General features: G+C 32.8%; 12 protein-coding genes and 3 tRNA genes. 7 read left to right on the top strand and 8 right to left on the bottom strand.

All coding sequences use genetic code 11. The annotated features are described in order from the left end of the window. Nucleotides 1-2: 2 nt before the first annotated feature. Together AC1RRN_RS06340 and AC1RRN_RS06345 are read right to left on the bottom strand one after the other, a co-directional pair. A complete protein-coding gene (locus AC1RRN_RS06340) occupies nucleotides 3-605 on the bottom strand; it encodes an NAD(P)H-dependent oxidoreductase (protein WP_492966500.1) in 603 nt (200 codons plus the stop codon). Between the two features lie 425 nt (nucleotides 606-1,030). Beyond that, entirely contained in the window at nucleotides 1,031-2,017 is a 987-nt protein-coding gene (locus AC1RRN_RS06345; protein WP_492966501.1) for an aldo/keto reductase, read from the bottom strand. 119 nt (nucleotides 2,018-2,136) lie between these two features. Between AC1RRN_RS06345 and AC1RRN_RS06350 the strand changes: the two genes are divergently transcribed. Then, a complete protein-coding gene (locus tag AC1RRN_RS06350) occupies nucleotides 2,137-2,982 on the top strand; it encodes an AraC family transcriptional regulator (RefSeq protein WP_492966502.1) in 846 nt (281 codons plus the stop codon). A gap of 520 nt (nucleotides 2,983-3,502) precedes the next feature. Here AC1RRN_RS06350 and AC1RRN_RS06355 read toward each other — a convergent pair. Next, entirely contained in the window at nucleotides 3,503-4,264 is a 762-nt protein-coding gene (locus tag AC1RRN_RS06355; RefSeq protein WP_492966503.1) for a C40 family peptidase, read from the bottom strand. A gap of 71 nt (nucleotides 4,265-4,335) precedes the next feature. Further along, nucleotides 4,336-5,514 (bottom strand): acetyl-CoA C-acyltransferase, encoded by a 1,179-nt coding sequence (locus AC1RRN_RS06360; RefSeq protein ID WP_492966504.1) that lies wholly within the window; start codon nucleotides 5,512-5,514, stop codon nucleotides 4,336-4,338. Nucleotides 5,515-5,764: 250 nt separating this feature from the next. Here AC1RRN_RS06360 and AC1RRN_RS06365 point away from each other — a divergent pair. The 4 genes from AC1RRN_RS06365 (at nucleotide 5,765) to AC1RRN_RS06380 (ending at nucleotide 9,675) form a co-directional block, all read left to right on the top strand. Continuing rightward, nucleotides 5,765-5,848, top strand: a tRNA-Ser gene (locus AC1RRN_RS06365). 15 nt (nucleotides 5,849-5,863) lie between these two features. After that, nucleotides 5,864-5,938: transfer RNA gene (locus AC1RRN_RS06370), tRNA-Pro, on the top strand. Nucleotides 5,939-5,975: 37 nt separating this feature from the next. Beyond that, nucleotides 5,976-6,049 (top strand) — tRNA-Arg (locus tag AC1RRN_RS06375). A gap of 629 nt (nucleotides 6,050-6,678) precedes the next feature. Further along, on the top strand, nucleotides 6,679-9,675 hold the full coding sequence (locus AC1RRN_RS06380; RefSeq protein ID WP_492966505.1) for a DEAD/DEAH box helicase: 2,997 nt from the start codon (nucleotides 6,679-6,681) through the stop codon (nucleotides 9,673-9,675). Between the two features lie 250 nt (nucleotides 9,676-9,925). Here the strand turns inward: AC1RRN_RS06380 and AC1RRN_RS06385 are convergent, their stop codons facing one another. After that, nucleotides 9,926-10,216 carry a hypothetical protein gene (locus tag AC1RRN_RS06385; protein WP_492966506.1) on the bottom strand — a complete coding sequence of 97 codons (291 nt, stop codon included), beginning with the start codon at nucleotides 10,214-10,216 and terminating at the stop codon, nucleotides 9,926-9,928. 312 nt (nucleotides 10,217-10,528) lie between these two features. Here AC1RRN_RS06385 and AC1RRN_RS06390 point away from each other — a divergent pair, with 312 nt between their 5' ends. Beyond that, nucleotides 10,529-10,720 (top strand): cold-shock protein, encoded by a 192-nt coding sequence (locus tag AC1RRN_RS06390; RefSeq protein WP_492966507.1) that lies wholly within the window; start codon nucleotides 10,529-10,531, stop codon nucleotides 10,718-10,720. A gap of 82 nt (nucleotides 10,721-10,802) precedes the next feature. Here AC1RRN_RS06390 and AC1RRN_RS06395 read toward each other — a convergent pair whose 3' ends face one another. Then, complete coding sequence (locus AC1RRN_RS06395) at nucleotides 10,803-11,072, bottom strand: hypothetical protein (RefSeq protein WP_492966508.1); 270 nt, start codon at nucleotides 11,070-11,072, stop codon at nucleotides 10,803-10,805. Nucleotides 11,073-11,399: 327 nt separating this feature from the next. On the opposite strand from AC1RRN_RS06395, the gene AC1RRN_RS06400 reads away from it, so the two are divergent. Continuing rightward, nucleotides 11,400-12,221, top strand: a complete 822-nt coding sequence (locus AC1RRN_RS06400) for a phospholipase A (protein ID WP_492966509.1) — start codon at nucleotides 11,400-11,402, stop codon at nucleotides 12,219-12,221. Between the two features lie 14 nt (nucleotides 12,222-12,235). Here the strand turns inward: AC1RRN_RS06400 and AC1RRN_RS06405 are convergent, their stop codons facing one another. After that, nucleotides 12,236-13,012: a ThuA domain-containing protein gene (locus AC1RRN_RS06405; RefSeq protein ID WP_492966510.1), complete on the bottom strand. Its 777-nt coding sequence runs from the start codon at nucleotides 13,010-13,012 to the stop codon at nucleotides 12,236-12,238. A gap of 14 nt (nucleotides 13,013-13,026) precedes the next feature. Further along, entirely contained in the window at nucleotides 13,027-14,799 is a 1,773-nt protein-coding gene (locus tag AC1RRN_RS06410) for a glycoside hydrolase family 9 protein (protein ID WP_492966511.1), read from the bottom strand. Nucleotides 14,800-14,975 lie beyond the last annotated feature (176 nt).

The raw sequence follows: 14,975 nt of genomic DNA on the forward strand, positions 1-14,975 counted from the left end.
GATTATAAAGTTTTAAAAGTTTCTTCTAAATGATTAGTGTAGTTTTTCTTAAAGATGTCAATGTTTTCGGATGTTGCACCTTTTTCAACGTCATGAAAATGGAAACCGTCTAATTTTTCCATACCTACAAATTTATTCATTTTATGGAAACCAAACATCGCTCCGTCATCTACAGATGTTTTTTCGAAGAATTCTCCCGGAAGTGTAAAAGCGGTTGCAGGCGCATTCCAACTTGTGGTTAGCATATATTTACGTCCGTGTAGCATTCCGCCAGTTCCATAATTGATATCAGGATTTACTCGGCTTCTTCCGTCACTTTTGTAAATCCCTTTGTTGTGTCCGGCTGTGAAAACATCATCGATGTATTTTTTGAAAAGATTTGGTAATTGAAACCACCAAACTGGCGTATGATACACTACAATATCGGCCCAAACGAATTTTTCTACTTCTTCGTCTAAGTTAAAGTCTTGTTTGATATCGGTTGTTTTTATTTCGTAATTGTTACTTTTTAAGTACTCGATTGTCCAATCGGTTACGGTTTCATTGAATTTTCCGCCTGAATGAGCGAAATTTTGACTTCCGTTTATGATAAATATTTTTTTCATTTTTATAGGATTGTTTCTTTTGAAAATGGATGCGTGAGGGATAGTAGTGGAAATCCTTTTATGTCTCGTTTCTTTAACGAGACATAAAAGATTGTAACGGATAGCCCGGTTCGCCGCGGCGAAACACGTCCAAATTCTAATTATTTAAATGTTGAGATTTTTTTTAAACACATAGAGACATAGGTTTTTCTTGCGGGAAAAGAGGATGGAAAGAAACTAGTTTCTCACACATAGTTCTCAAAGTTTGTCATTTCGAGGAACGAGAAATCACACTCGTTGCTCGTCAAAGATTGGCGACTTAGTTTGCGGAGTTTCTAGTGCGATTTCTCGTTCCTCGAAATGACAAACTACGTTGACTATGTTTATTGATGCAAGTGAAACGCCTTTATAGACAAAGTAAACTATGTTTCTATGTGTTTAAAATATTATTTAAGCTTGGAAATTGCCTGATTAATAAACTCCAATTCTGAAGCTAATAAATCGAAATCCATTGCTTTTGCATTTAAAATGGCTTGTTCTGCGTTTCTTGCTCCGGCTAAAACGACTGCAATTCCTTTTTGTAAACTTGTCCAGCGTAATACTAATTGTGAAATTGAAATATGTTTTGCATTTGCTAATGAACTCAATTCTTCGACCAAAGTTTTTACTTTTTGAAGATCGAATTGACCGAAATAGCCATTTCTGTGATCGTTGTCTTTTAGTTTACTGTCTGTGAAATATTTTCCGGTTAATAAACCTCGTTCCATTGGACTGTAAGCAATAATTCCGATGTTGTCCTGAATGGTAAGCGGAACTAATTCGGTTTGAATAGCTTGATTTAACATACTAAACGGAACTTGATTTGAAGCTAATTGGATTGTTTTTTGAGCTTCTTTAATTTGTTCTGCATTATAATTACTAACTCCGGCAGCTCTAATTTTTCCTTGTTTTATTAAAGTTTCCAAAGCTTCCATTGTTTCGTGAATTGGAGTAGTGGAGTCTGGCCAGTGAATTTGCAATAAGTCAATATAGTCCGTTTGAAGACGTTTTAAACTTTCTTCAACTTCTTTAATAATATTGTTTTTCGAAGCGTATTTATAAACCGGGATTTTCTTTCCGTTGTCGTCAGCATCGAAGAAGAAATCGCCTTTTCCGTTATTGCTTCCGTCCCAAACTAAACCAAATTTGGTTAATAATTGTACTTTAGAACGATCTTGTGTTTTTAAAGCTTCGCCAATCATTTCTTCGCTTAAACCAAATCCGTAGAATGGAGCGGTGTCAATTGTGGTTACGCCATTCGCGATTGACGCGTGTATTGAATCGATTGAATCTTTCTTTTCGTTTCCGCCCCACATGTTTCCGCCAATGGCAAATGCGCCGTATGTAATAGTTGATAATTCAAGTTCGGTATTGCCTAATTTTCTATATTCCATAATGTTGTATTTTTAAATCTTAAATTTCACTTGGCAAAATTATACCATTTTTAAGAGTGATAACTTGTATATATTTGTCTTTTTTATGTAAATTTGCAACTTCAAATAATTTGTAACTCATGAAAAAAGAAAATTTATACGAGCCGTTTACCGTTTCATTTGAAACATTGGATGAATATCCGGATGTTGGCGATCGCCATAATTTCTTTGAATTGGTTTATATTTTGGGCGGAACTGGAACACAATGCATCAACAAGAATATTTTTGAATATGATGCCGGACATATGTTTTTACTGACGCCTGAAGATTGTCATAATTTTACAATTGAAACCGAAACGAAGTTTTTCTTTTTACGATTCAATGATATTTATTTGAAAAACTCGAGTTTGCAGAATGAGAATATTCAACGTTTAGAATATATTCTGCAAAATGCGAATCACCAACCAGGTTGTATTTTAAAAAATGATGCCGATAAATGTTTGGTGAAAGTAATGATCGAAGCAATTTGCAGAGAACATCAGGATAAAGATGTGTACAATCAGGAATTGATTCAGCAATTGGTGAATACTTTGATTATTATCGTTGCCCGAAATATTGCGAAATATTTACCTGAACAAGTGAATGTGGGAACTGAAGCTAAGGCAATGGACATTTTACAATATATTCAGACGAATATTTACTATCCTGAGAAAATTAAAGCAGAGTCAATAAGTGATTATTTCGGAATTTCGAATACTTATTTAGGGCGTTATTTTAAAAAACATGCCGATGAAACGATGCAACAATATATCAGTAATTATAAAACAAAACTGATTGAACATCGTTTGCAATTCAGCGATAAACGTATCAACGAAATTGCATATGAATTCGGTTTTACAGATGAAAGTCACTTTAATAAATTCTTTAAGAAACAAAGAGGGAATAGTCCTTCGGAGTTTCGAAAAACGATTCGTATTAGTGCATGATATTGGCACGCGAATGAAGCGGATTTAAGCGTATTTATTATCTAATTACAGTAGTTTCTGAGAATTTTATGTCTTCTGGTTTTGCATTTTTGTTGTTAAGAAGTAATTCATTCATTACGTGAAATTCAGCACTTCTTCCTGCAATTTTTATAATAGTTTCCTGAGATGGATTTTTAAAATATTTTTCAGAAACTTGAAGGATTATTTGAAATGATTCAGTGCTTTTATATGCTTTTTTTGTTTCTTTTTTATTTTTATCAATTTCATTATAAGTCTCACTCCAATTTATTTTAGGAAGAAATAATCTAACAAAAGCGATAGGAAGAAAAACATGTATTTCTTGGGCTTCAAATATGTTTTCGCAAATTTCACATAACTTTTCAAATAAAATATCTTCGTCAAGATTTCTTTCTGAAGATTCAATAAAGAGTATAGATTTTTCAACGGAATTAGAAAAACTAGCAGTTAAAAAACCTTTTGATTAAGTTTATTTTTTAGCAGAAAATTATAAAATTTCATGTTATATAATCTTCTTAATCACTCTTAGTTTATGCGTGTGTTTGTTTATTTCCGGATTGTAAATTCCTGTATGATCTAAACGGTCAATACGAACTTTTCCACTTGCGTGGATGATGTAGTTATTTTCCATGATAATACCTACGTGAATGATGTTTCCTTCGTCGTTGTCGAAAAAGGCTAAATCTCCAGGTTCGCTTTCTTCAATAAAACTTAAAGGTTCTCCGTCAAGTGCTTGCTGTGAAGCATCGCGATGAATTTTGTAGCCGTTTAGTTTGTAAACCATTTGAGTAAAACCGGAACAATCGATTCCAAAAGGTGTTTTTCCGCCCCATAAATAAGGTGCGTTTAAATACATAAAAGCAGTATTTATTAAGGCACTTTTTGGTTTTATACCGCTGGTTTTTGTTCCTTCAAAATCAAAATTTGAAGTGTTGATCTCGCTGTTATTTAAGAATGTAAGGGAAGCACCAAGAGGAATTGGTAGCAATAAATTTTCAGGAGCCGTGATATAATCAATCAAATCAGCATTAAGAATAATAGCTTCTTTGCTTAGTTGATTGTAATTTGCCTCTGAAATAACCTGATATTGTTTAGAATCTACCCAGCCTTCATAATCATCAAATTGAATTTTTATTCGCGCCCATTGATTATGGCGTTCTAAAATTTCGATGTGTTCGCCAAACAAAAGTTGTGTAACGATTTCACTTCTGTCACTAGCTTCGGCTCGAACGGGTACTATGGCTAAATTGCAAATTCCGAACATTTAGGGTAATTTATAAGTTAAAAATTGGGAGTTATTTAAAGTAATAACTCCCAATTTAATTGTATTATTATTTAAGCTCTTTCGATAACAATTGCCGAAGCACCTCCGCCGCCATTGCAAATTGCGGCAGCACCAGTTTTGGCATTATTTTGTTCTAAAACATTTAGTAAAGTTACGATGATTCTGGCTCCGGAACAACCTAGAGGATGTCCTAATGAAACAGCACCACCATTTACATTTACTTTATTGTTATCAAGATTAAGTATTTTTGAATTGGCTAATCCAACTACTGCAAAAGCTTCGTTGAATTCGAAATAATCAACATCTCCAATTGCAATTCCAGCTTTGTCTAATGCTTTTGGTAACGCTTTTGCCGGGCTTGTTGTAAACCATTTTGGTTCCTGAGCGGCATCAGCATAACTTTTTATGTAGGCAAGGGGCTTTAATCCTAATGCGTTTGCTTTTTCTTCAGACATTAAAACTAAAGCAGCAGCTCCATCATTTATGGTAGAAGCATTTGCAGCTGTAACAGTTCCGTCTTTGGTGAAAACAGCACTTAACGAAGGAATTTTATCCAATTTTACATTCGTATATTCCTCATCTTTAGAAACGATGATTGGTTCACCACGTCTTTGCGGTACTTCAACAGGAATAATTTCGTTGTCGAATTTTCCGGCATCCCAGGCTTTTGCACTTCTTTCGTAAGATTGAATGGCAAAATTGTCCTGTTCTTCACGGCTAATGTTATATTCAGACGCACATAAATCAGCGCAAACTCCCATTGCGTTGTTATCGTAAGCATCTGTCAAACCATCTTTTTGCATTCCGTCAAGCATTGTTGTTGGTCCGAATTTAGTTCCGTTACGCATTTGTACGTAATGCGGAATCAAACTCATGTTTTCCATTCCTCCGGCAACTACAATTTCAGCATCACCACAAGCGATCGCCTGTGCGCCAAACATAACAGCTTTCATTCCTGATGCACAAACTTTGTTTACAGTTGTAGCAGCAACTTCCTCAGATAAACCGGCAAAAAGTGCAGCCTGACGTGCTGGTGCTTGTCCAACTCCGGCTTGTACTACATTGCCCATGAATACTTCATCAACTAATTTTGGGTCTAGGTTAATTTTTTGAAGTGCGCCTTTTATAGCGGCAGCACCTAATTTTGGTGCGGGTACGGTAGATAACCCTCCCATGAAACTTCCGATAGGTGTTCTAACGGCAGAAACGATAACAACTCTTTTGTTCATTTTCTGTTTAATATTAGTTAATCAAGCAAATTTACTCTTTATTTAAATAAATTCAAATTTTGTGTCAATTTGTATCCGTTTCATTGGATTTTAAATTTAATATCATTTTTTTGTTAATTCTATTCGTTTGATTGTGAAGTGGTTTAAAAAAAAGATTGAAAAAAGATTAAAAAAAGCGCAGAAATAGTTGTGAGATATGGAATGTTGTCTTACATTTGCAACCGCAAAACAGGACATGTTCCTTGAGCTTGGAGAGGTGCCAGAGCGGTAATGGAGCAGATTGCTAATCTGTCGACGGGTAACCGTCGCCAGGGTTCGAGTCCCTGTCTCTCCGCTTAAATTTTGCCTTCGGGGTGTAGCGTAGCCCGGTTATCGCGCCTGCTTTGGGAGCAGGAGGCCGCAGGTTCGAATCCTGCCACCCCGACTTTTTTTTAAGAGTTTTTTTATAAAAATCTTATTTTGGTTCCATAGCTCAGCTGGATAGAGCAACGCACTTCTAATGCGTAGGTCGAAGGTTCGAATCCTTCTGGGATCACAACAAAAGCCACTCAAATCGAGTGGCTTTTTTGTTTTTTATATTTTTTTTCTACTTTGTCTTATTTCTATAGAATTTAATCTCTGCAAATAAACCTAATTAAAATTTGATTTGTAAAAAACAGGTATATATACGTTGTCAATATAAATCCAGTAATGATATTTTTGATTAATGTTGATTAATATTTCATTGTATGGTTTTCCATAAAAAAGATAATTGCTAAATAATAATATTTGTCATAGGATGTAATTGAAATTAAGAATATTTTAGATGATAGAACAAGTATGTTTTATATAATGATCTCAAAAGAAGAGTTTATTTCTAAATTAAATCTCATAAATTCAAATATTGAAATTATTGACGAAATTGTCACGAAAGAATTAGAAAAAAATCCAGACTCATTAATCTTATCTAAGTGGGGGCTTATCTTCTAATAAAATTTCAGATTAGATTGATGAAACAAAATTATTTTGATATAAAGCATACTCATGAATTATTACTTAGTATTAATAGAATTGTAGACAATTTGTAATGTTTGATTTTATGGTTAGCAGCAAAGTCTTAAATGCTAAATATTTGTCACAAAGTGTAAAAGCGTTTAAATTATAAATTCGGGAAATTGAGAAATTATGGAATATAAAAAGTGGTTAACATATTGGAAAAAAAGCTTATCGGATTCCTTAAAAGCAGATATCAATATTGATAAACTTCAACATTTTGAAATTGAGAGTTTTGAAATTGACATCCAGCAAATAGAGGATTTGAGCAGTGTAAACAATCTGATAAATTTTGAAGAAGAACGTATAAATAAAAAGAAAGGTGTTTCAAGTAAGGATAGTGAGAATTGGGTTGATTTAGATGAAATCGAAGTCTTGATATCTCCAATAAAAATAAAACCCACAACAGAAAATCTTGTTTTCTTAAAAGATAAAAAGCCTAAATTTCCTTTTTGGTATTTTGCGAAACTCGATAGAAAAGGAAGTTTAAGGGTTCCTGAAGAATATTTTCCAGTCTTCCAAAGAAAGTATTTAGAACCCTTAGCTGATGAAAGAACTGAATTTATATTTGGCACTGTTGAAAATATTGATAATGTAACTGCTGTTGGTCAGGAACAATATGTCAATTATCATGAATATATAGATTACGTAAAAGATGTTTTTGCTTTAGCTATAAATCAGAAAATTGAGAATTATGTATCAGAGGGTTATGAAACTCTAAAGAATGGAATAGTTCTATTGCCGGACGAAGATATGAACGCAGCAATCGGTATAATTCATTTGTATGAGAAGATATTAAAAGAAGACAGCATTCCCGAATTATTAAAGACATTTATAACGCTTAACAATCCTAAAGAAAATAATCCATTAAATGTATCTGAATTCATTGATTCGAATTTTTTGCATACAGGACAAATGGGATTTGATTTTCCGATCTCAATATCGCAGCGCAAAAGTTTAAATACCTTTTTAAAGACTAATGACAAAGTTTTTGCAGTTAATGGACCTCCAGGAACAGGAAAAACGACTTTGCTGCAAAGTATTGTTGCTAATAAATTTGTAGATAGTGCGATAAAAGGAAATCAACCTTTTATAATTCTCGCTTGCTCAACCAATAATCAAGCGGTAACAAACATTATAGATAGTTTTTCAAAATCAAATACAAAGCCAGGTAACTTAGAAGGCAGGTGGTTACCAGAAGTTGAAGGGTACGCAACTTATTTACCAGCTAATGGAAAAACAGAAGCAGAACTAAAAGGAATAAATTACAAGAAGCAATATGGTGATGGCTTGTTTAATAGAGTTGAAAACGATTCATATTTAAAAGCAGCTAAACCTTATTTCATTGAAAAGAGTTCAAATTATTTAGAAGATAAAATTTTAAATATTAATGATGCCATAAAAAAGATTCAGAAGGAAATTTTAAACATCCAGACAATATTAAATGAGGCATCCAATAAATGGAAAGAGTATTTAAAAAATGAAGAGCTATTTTTAAATGGTTACTTAAACAATAGTGGCGCGGGTGAGAAGTATTATTCTGAAAATATTTTAAACGAAATACAGTTTAAATCTGATATTGAGATTTTAAATAAATTAGAGAAAAAAATTATTTCATACTTCAATAATGAACCATTCTTTAGAAAGTTATTTTGTTTTTTTGGTTTGAAATCTGCTTTAGCGAATAGAGCATCCGAAGTTAGAATTTTATTAAGAGATTCATTAATAAGTGAAAGCAAAGAATTTGCTTATACAAAAAGTGTAATACTTGAAAAGATTGACCATAAAATAAGAACTGCAAAAGCTATTAGTGAGTCAATTAATAATTGGAAGAATTGGAAAATTTCTAATTCAATTACTGGAAATCCACCTAAAACAGAAGACGAATACTGGGAATTAGAATATGTAAAAATAAAAAATGGAGCTAAACCAAATTGTTTTTATGACGAGTTAGATGTTACTCTTCGTCATAGAGCATTTCAGCTTGCTTTGCATTACTGGGAAGGGAGATGGTTAATGAAATTAGAATCTGATCTGAATGACAAAAATTTCGACAGAAGAGGATTCGATGTGGTAATAAATAGATGGCAGCGACAAGCGATGTTAACGCCTTGTTTTGTAAGCACATTTTACATGGCTCCTAAGTTTTTTAACTATTCGCGATTTTTCAAAAAAGGGGAAGATGGTAAAAATATTTATGACACACCTCCACTTTATGATTTTATAGATTTGCTTATTGTTGATGAAGCAGGTCAAGTTTCACCAGAGGTTGGAACTGCTACGTTTTCACTCGCTAAGCAGGCAGTAATTGTGGGTGATGTTAAGCAAATTGAGCCTGTTTGGAATATAACGAATAAAATAGATATTGGTAATTTAAAAAAATGCGATATCATTAAAAGTTATGATGATCCTATTTATGAAAAAGAGTTTGATCCTAAAGGTTTTCTTGCTTCAACTGGAAGTATAATGAAAATGGCTCAAAATGCGAGTAATATTCGAGAGTTTGACGCAAAGGAAAAAGGTGTTACTTTGGTTGAGCATCGACGCTGTTTTGATGAGATTATTAATTATTGCAATGTATTAGCATACGATGGTAAGTTGGTACCACTTAAGGGACCAGCGAAAAGTGATTTATTATTTCCTCCAATGTATTGCGTTCATGTTGAAGGAAATTCGATAGTAAAAAATTCAAGTCGATACAATGAGAATGAGGTAACTGCAATAGTTAATTGGCTAGTTCAAAACAAAACTAAAATAGAAGAAAGATATGGGAAAATTGAAGATTCTATTGGTATTATTACCCCTTTTGTTGGACAAAAAAATAGTTTGAGATACGCTTTAAAAAATGCGGGTTTTAATATTGATACATTAAAATTAGGAACTGTTCATGCACTTCAAGGAGCTGAAAGACCTATTGTTTTATTTTCAATGGTTTACGGAAAAGGCGATTCAGGTACGATGTTTTTCGATAGGGACAATAAGCCGAATATGTTAAATGTAGCAGTTTCAAGAGCTAAAGACAATTTTATTGTTTTTGCAAATACAGAAATATTAGATAAAAAAAGTAAAACTCCATCTGGTATTCTCTCAAACCATTTAATTTATGAAGCAAAAAACAAGCTATTATAAATTAAGATACTTTTTAAATAAGTAGAAAGTAATACTCAAGAAAGAATTAGAGAGAAAGTAAGGTGTCATTTTTATCCAACAAAAAGTTCGAATTTTCTTATTGCATGTTCACTAAAAGCTACTCAAATTGAGTGACTTTTTCGTTTTTTGCATATTACTGAAACTTGAAATTATCCCTTTACCTTAATTATTTCTTTGAATGTTTGCCTATAGTTTTCAAAAAGCAATGTCGAATTTTAGCGCTGGTATTTTAGTTTTTTATTAAAAAAGCTCCAGGTTGTTCTTCATTCCTATCATATTCACCATCGAGGCCAATAGATTCCAATTCTTCCCAGTCATTTTCATCGTATTCGGAATCCATATCATCCTCAAGATTTTCTTCCAAATCACCAAACCCTAAGTTGTAATGGTTGCTCGCGGTTAATTCATCTTCAAATGCATTATCAAGATAATGATCGTAATTTAATAATGGCTGTTCTTTATAATATGTCATATGTCCTGCAGAAACCTCAGGCGTATAATAGGAATTTTCGTATTTCATATAAATCAGATTTAAAATTAGTCGTTTGTCAACGAACCTAATTTTTCGTTTGACATATTAAATGTACAGCTTCTATTTAGGTGATATTTTATATAATTCTAAGAAAGCATTGTTAAATTTTCATTTTATAATCAATGGATTAGAGAATTAAAAATCATTTTTGTAAAAAGTGAATAAAATCATAAGTTTTTATATTTCGAAATGTATAAGTAGTTCTCTCAATAAATAAAGAAAAATCTTAATTATTAAATATTGTTTTTCAATTAGATAGGATTAAATGTTTTACATTTGTTAAAATAAAATTATTAAAAGATGCAAGAAGGTACAGTAAAATTCTTTAATGAAGAAAAAGGTTTTGGATTTATAACACCGAAAAATGGCGGTAGTGAAATCTTTGTTCATGTTTCAGGTCTCTCAGAAAATATTCGTGAGAATGATGAAGTACGATATGATATTGCAGAAGGCAAAAAAGGTCCTAACGCAGTAAACGTAGTTGTAGTTTAGTTTTAAGAAAATAAAAAGCAACTGCCGCGGCAGTTACTTTTTTATTTTTTTGTCTTGAAATAATTTTCAGCAGAGGCAATTATTACGAGACTTCCTGTTCAGGTTTTTCAAAACTCTCTATTTTTGATTTTAAGAGGTCTTTATATTTCGCAAGACCTACTCCTGCTATAGGTACAGCCAGTGATCCAATTATAGAAGCAGCCTGCATGTGGCCTGTTTTATTTAAATAAGAAGATAAAAGTATAGATCCAATTGCACCAACAAGAATCAATTCACCGGGGATATCTTTTATTTTATTTTCTATAAGCTCTCTAATATCTTCGAGGTTTTCCTGATTAATTAAGTTTTCCATATGTTTTTGATTTAAGTTTAATAATCTTTATTAAATAAAATTACCTGTTAAATACTAGATCATTTTATATAATAGATCGATATAATTCTATAATTCGCAGTATAGTTAAACAAAAAACAGAAATAGATTTCAAATTCAATTCAAATTCAAAAAAGAAAAATAATATTGAATTATAAGAAATAAGGCCACTCAAATCGAGTGTTTTTTTGTCTGTTGTATATTCTTAATTTTTATTGAGGCAACTCTCATTTTTTTTGAGTCAATATCATCTATTAAAATCATGGACATTTATAAAAGTTTAAAATAATTCCAATTTAATCCTTATAAATGCATTTCAGATACCTGTTGATTTGTTTGATTTTGTTTTCAATCCAATCCAATTCACAAATTTTAGAACCTAAGAAGAATTTCAGGGCAGCAGATTCACTGTTGAAAGAACCTAGTTTTTCTGTCCACAAAGACAATTATTTTTTAACAGGCGTACCTCTGGACGAACCTATCGATCGCAACTCTGCAGACGTAAAATATCAGGTAAGTTTTAAATTAAGATTAAATTCAAAACCTTTATGGGGAGGTTTTTTTCCATATTTAATGTATACTCAAAAAGCTTTTTGGGATATTTATGCAAGTTCAAAGCCATTTGCAGAAATTAATTTTAATCCCGGCGTGGCTATTGTTCGTCCATTTTATTTAAAAGGAGGAAGGCTTACTTATGGAACAATCTCTTTGGAACACGAATCAAACGGCAGAGATTCTATTTATTCCAGAACATGGAACATGCTTGCGTTTTCATTAAAATCACAAATTTCTCCACGATGGATTGTCGGGTTGAGAGGATGGATTCCGCTCGTTGATAAAGAAGATAATCCTGAACTGACTAAATATGTAGGTTATGGCGAAGCAAGTGCAACTTATCAGATACAGCCAGGAAGATGGAGTGCTGATATTCTTTTCAGAAAAGGAAGTGGCCTTATCAATTATGGTTCTTTACAGACACAGGTCAACTGGAGGCCATATAAAAATGAAAATTACTACCTCACGCTTCAATGGTTTATAGGTTATACAGAAAGTTTGATTGATTATCAAGAACATAAAAATATGTTGAGAATTGGATTTACGATTAAACCTGAAAATATGGGTATTTTCTAATTAATAGTAGAGAATTATTTTCTGTTTGCAGCCCAAAAAATAGAATTTTTTAGAAGTGTAGTATAAGCTTCATTCTGAAATAATTCTGGTGCATGTCCCATAAAAATATAGACATTATGAGTAGCAAAATGATCATTTGTCCAAATCACAGGATGATCACCCATTTTTATTTTCGAAAAAGGTTCATAAGTCGATTCATCAACTGAAGCTAAAACGTGAATATTTTTCCGAGGACTTTTATCATAAATATACCATTCTTCTTTTTGAACAAAGAACTTAGAAGGAACTCCTTTCATTATAGGATGGAGTGTGTCTTCAATACTTACCTCGGCTTTAGCGAAAGTCGGAATATAATCCAAAAACCGTATTCCTCCCATAAAATCAGAAAACCATTGCCACATTGGGTAACCGTCAAATTCACCCAGTAAAGTTGCATGATGTAATCCTACCCATCCACCTTTGCCATCATTCATGTATTTTTGAAAAGCCTTCATAGATTCTTCACTCCAGGTGTAAGGAGGATAATCTAATTGTATAAAAACCTGATATTGTTGTAAAAGAGCTTCATTAATTGTTTTCGTGTTTTCAATATAATCAATTGTAAAACTACTATCAATAGCTAATTTGTTCAGCCATGGTTTGGCAGCTTTTGTAAAAGCCAAATGATGCCCGCCGTTTTCATATAAAACTAAGGCTTTGAATTTTGATTTTTTTGATGACTGAGCCAGACATTCTCTTTGGCAAAAACAACAGGCAATTAATAAACAAATTAGTATTTTTAAGTTTTTCATCTGTATCTATATTTTTATTTTTCTGCCATAGCGGTTATAGCCTGTAAAAACCATGCTGCATGTGGAATCCATTGTTCTGTCCAGCGCCATTCGTCATTGCCGTCAACATCCATTTTAAAATCTATCCCAGATCCATCACCATTTCCTTCTTTTCCGGTAATGCCATTTGAAATACCGCCTTTCTCTGAGCCGTGTCCATAATTAGAATGCATATAAGGCACATTGTTTTGTCCAAACTGATACATAAAACATACAGAGTAAGGATTACATCCTAATATCCAGGATATTTGTTGCGATGCGTACGAATCTAGTGGTCTTTTAGCAATATCATTATCAGTATAAATAGTTTTTCCGCCCTCTATTGCTGCAGTCGCCAGTGATGCTAATCTTGCGTTTTCACCCTGCCACCACCATCCGGTTTCATTGTCATGAGGAATAAAGAAGCCATCTTTTATTTTATCATTATATAAAAAGCTTTGTCTTGCATAACCAAACGGATTTTCGACGTTATTGGTAACGGCTATATTATATTCTAATGCTTTTTTTATAATACTTTTTGCCGCAATCTTTTCCTTGCTGTCGGTTTCTTTTTTCAAATATCTTACCAGCGCTACTACAGGTAAGCCGGCATCGGCAGCATGCCAAAATGGGCGATTACCATCATTGCTTTTGAACCATCCATTATCTGTCATTCGGTTTTCAAGCTTGCGAGCCCATTTTCTTGCCTCATCTTTGTAGAAGTCACTATTTGTAGCTATCCATAATTCCGTAGCGGCCATTAGCGCACAATAATCATCTATGATATTTTCTTTTCCGTCATCATCATATTTTGTATTATTTAGCAAGAGATGTGCATAAGCTCTTTTGGCTCCGTCTAAATATTGTTTTGAAGTAAAAGTTCCATGTTTTTGCCATTGAGAAATTCGGGCAAGTGTTGCAATTGCCATACCGCCGCCTTCGCGAAAAGCACATTGATATTCGTTTGTAGTTACACTATTTGCTTTCAGTCCAACAATTCTTCTGGCTGAAGGATCTTTATCAAAATAGCTAAAAACGATCATATAAAAATAATCTTCGTCAGATAAACATCTCATTAAATAATCAGCTCCCCAGATTGCTTCATCATCCAATGAATCTTTTATTTTCCATTGTTTTAACTGTTTCGGAATTGTTTCAGATGTATTAATCAGTGACCAGGTAACGAGTGGTGTTTGTTGTGGCGATACAAAATTGGCGTAGGCCAAATGAGAAAAATATTTGCTTACATCGCCAGAAGCATCACACCATCCGCCATGAACGTCTACTTTTTTTGTACTTCCATACAGCAGCATATTTTTGTCAGCTTCCAGTTCTTCGGGCCTATTGGCTCTTTGCTTATTGTAGTAATGGACAATAGATGAGATGGTACGTTTTGCCAATAGATCTTCTTCAATTGCAAAATTGGCCGAACTGTAAATTTGATCTGCAATATTGAAAGTAACTTTATAGTTTCCGGTTTTTTGAAAAGACGAAAAATCTGCCTGGTAAAATAATTGACCAAACTGCCAGTCCTCAACAGTTTGTGCTTTCCCAACAGCTGCCGTAAATACTATTTTGCCAGTTTCACTATCAATAATATTGAATGTAGCTTTTGCATTCAGAGGTTGTTCTACTCCAATAATGGCAATTTTTGAACTTTTGGTATCAAACCCAATTTGATTTATATAAATGACGGGCTTGCCATAAGTTCCAAAAGAGAAACCTATTAATAGTAAGATGAAAGCTAATTGTTTACAGAATTTGAACATAGTTTATTTTTTAATTCTTTATCGTATTTTAACTCTAATTTTATTTTTAATGAGAAGCAAATTACAAAAAAGTTAAATCTGTTTTTCAATCTCTTACTGGTCTAAACGTTTAAACTACAAATTATTAATTTGAAAGGCTTGTATAGTGCATTTCACATAAAAATAAATAAAGAAAA

It is taken from the genome of Flavobacterium sp. GW821-FHT11G01, assembly GCF_058808175.1.